At 65.2% G+C, this 1,854-nt stretch carries 3 protein-coding genes; 1 reads left to right on the top strand and 2 read right to left on the bottom strand.

Going from position 1 to position 1,854, the window contains the following annotated elements:
- Positions 1 to 678, bottom strand: a 678-nt coding sequence (locus EOD07_RS33055; RefSeq protein ID WP_281059112.1) for a serine dehydratase beta chain, incomplete at its 3' end; no start/stop codon positions are given.
- A gap of 179 nt (positions 679 to 857) precedes the next feature.
- Here EOD07_RS33055 and EOD07_RS33050 point away from each other — a divergent pair.
- Complete coding sequence (locus EOD07_RS33050; RefSeq protein WP_041007072.1) at positions 858 to 1,577, top strand: DUF599 domain-containing protein; 720 nt, start codon at positions 858 to 860, stop codon at positions 1,575 to 1,577.
- Here EOD07_RS33050 and EOD07_RS33045 read toward each other — a convergent pair.
- Positions 1,550 to 1,854, bottom strand: a 305-nt coding sequence (locus EOD07_RS33045) for a YdcF family protein (protein WP_164772780.1), incomplete at its 5' end; no start/stop codon positions are given. The genes EOD07_RS33050 and EOD07_RS33045 overlap by 28 nt on opposite strands.

Below are 1,854 nucleotides of genomic sequence, written 5' to 3'. Positions count from 1 at the left end.
GCTCCAGATCGCGTCGAGGCCTGCGTCGAGCTCCTCGCGCGACATGTGCTTCTCTTCGTTGACGCGCTTCATTTCGGCGATCGAAAGCCCGCTCTTCGCCGCCATCGCCAGCATCTCGACGGCATTCTTGAACGGGTACGGCACTCGTCTGCCCTCGGTCGTCACCGAGCCCTTGGCCTTCATGCGCTGCAGCTCTTCCTCGGAAACGACGAAGCCGCCGCCGATCGAATAATAGATGCGCTTGAGCAGCAGCCGGTCGGATGCGTCATAGGCATAGAAGGCCATGCCGTTGGCGTGGCCGGTCAGCGGCGTCTTTCGGTCGAGCACGAGATCTTTGGCGGGATCGAAGCGATAAGTCGGGTGCCCGGGCGGTGAAATCCGCTTCTCCGCGCCGATGCGGGCAACGATGCCGTCGGCCTCGTCGGGGTCGACCGTCTGCGGCGTCTGGCCGGCCAGGCCGAGGATGACAGCGCGGTCCGAGCCATGGCCGATGCCGGTATAGGCGAGCGAGCCATGCAGGCTGGCGCCGATGCGATCGACCTTCACGCCCGCCGGGCGCGGCCAGTCGCCGGCCAGGATCTCGTCGAGGAAGCGGCGCGCGGCCGTCATCGGCCCCATGGTGTGCGAGCTCGATGGGCCGATGCCGATCTTGAACAGGTCGAAAACCGAGAGGAACACGGGGCCGTTGTCTCCTGGAGGCCGATCAAGGCTTACATATAGGAATTCTCGCGATGTTTCCGATGTTTTGCGCGGCGCGGCGCGGCGGCTGCCGACCTTGTTTGCTCCGCCAGCGACATCGCAATATCGGCGCCTCGAGCCCCGTCGAAGCGCCGGCCCGGCCCGTGTTACAAGAAGTCATGGGCGACTCACTCCACCTTTCAATGGCAGATCTGGCGGCTTTGGCCTTCTTCCTGGTGGTCTGGGTGCTGCACACGCTCGCCTCCGACGGCAGGCTGATCAGCCGCGTCTCGCTGACGACCGCCATGAACGCCCAGCGCGAGGCCTGGATGCGCAACATGGCCGAGCGCGAGATCCGCATCGTCGACACCGCCATCATGGGCGGCTTGCAGCAAGGCACCGCCTTCTTTGCCTCATCTTCCCTGATCGCGCTCGGTGGCTGCTTTGCCCTGCTCGGCGCCTCCGACCGCGTGCTTCAGGTTCTGGCCGACCTGCCCTTCGGCGCGGCTTCGTCGCGCGAAGCCTTCCAGACCAAGGTGTTCGGCCTGGTGCTGATTCTCGCCTTCGCCTTCTTCAAATTCGGCTGGGCCTACAGGCTGTTCAACTATTGCTCGATCCTGATCGGCGCGGTGCCGACACCGCATGGCCCGGCTTCACGCAACCCGGTCAGCGAAACGGCGGTGTGGCGGGCGACGCGCATGAACGTGCTCGCCGGCAAGCACTTCAACTCAGGCCTGCGCGCCGTCTTCTTCTCGATCGGCTATCTCGGCTGGTTCGTCGACCCGATCGTCTTCGTCATGTCGACCCTGGTGCTCCTGGCGGTGCTGGTGCGCCGCCAGTTCTTCTCGGCGGCGCGCCAGGCGGTGCTCGGTCAGCCGCCTGGTCCGGGAAAGAACTGATCGATCTTGCCGGAGAGCCGGTAGGCGAAAAGCCCGATCCATTCGCGCACCGCGATGGTGGTTGCCTGCACCGAGTCGACCGGATTGTCGCGGTAGAAGCCGACGCCTTCCTTGCCCGAGGTGCGGTAGTCGACCGGCCACGGGATGGTCGCAAAGCCCGCCTTGTCGAACAGCGCCTTGGCGCGCGGCATGTGGAAGGCCGAGGTGACCAGCAGCCATGTCTCGCCCGGTTTCGGCTCGACAAGCTTTCGCGAGAACACGGCATTCTCGTAAGTGT

The organism is Mesorhizobium sp. M2C.T.Ca.TU.002.02.1.1 (assembly GCF_003997225.1).
The sequence above is the reverse complement of the archived record's forward strand: the minus strand, read 5'-3'. Positions and strand labels throughout refer to the sequence as shown.

Bases quoted from the DNA above. Each gene is read 5' to 3' on its own strand.
- EOD07_RS33050 (WP_041007072.1), top strand. From the start codon at position 858: ATGGGCGACTCACTCCACCTTTCAATGGCAGATCTGGCGGCTTTGGCC.